We start from the raw sequence: 354 nt of genomic DNA, 5'->3' as shown, positions 1-354 counted from the left end.
CCCGCCGACTCCGCGTCGGTCGCACCCTCAGGAGGTCCCCGATGAGCTCCGTCAACCTGGGAATGCCCGGGACTCGCGTTGCTTACGGGTCCGGCAATCTCTACGAGGAGACGCCGTTCCCCGAGCATGCCCGCTCAGAACTCGAGAACAAGCAGATGCGGGCCAACATCGGCCACGCGACGCACACGATCCGGACCAAGCGCGGTCGAGTGGTGGGCGAGCTCCCCGACTGGCAGGACTTGCGTGACGCAGGCTCGGCCATCAAGAAGGAGGTGGGGGCGCGACTGCCGGAACTGCTGGAGCAGTTCGAGGCCAACGTCACCGCGCGCGGCGGAGTGGTCCACTGGGCGCGCG

General features: G+C 68.4%; 1 pseudogene. It reads left to right on the top strand.

Going from position 1 to position 354, the window contains the following annotated elements:
- Positions 1 to 41: 41 nt before the first annotated feature.
- A pseudogene (locus tag GTW58_RS14780) lies at positions 42 to 354 on the top strand (LutB/LldF family L-lactate oxidation iron-sulfur protein); the annotation flags it as partial.

Source organism: Kocuria subflava, assembly GCF_012163155.1.
Classification (GTDB): Bacteria; Actinomycetota; Actinomycetes; order Actinomycetales; family Micrococcaceae; genus Kocuria; species Kocuria subflava.
This window is presented reverse-complemented; position numbering and strand designations above follow the sequence as displayed.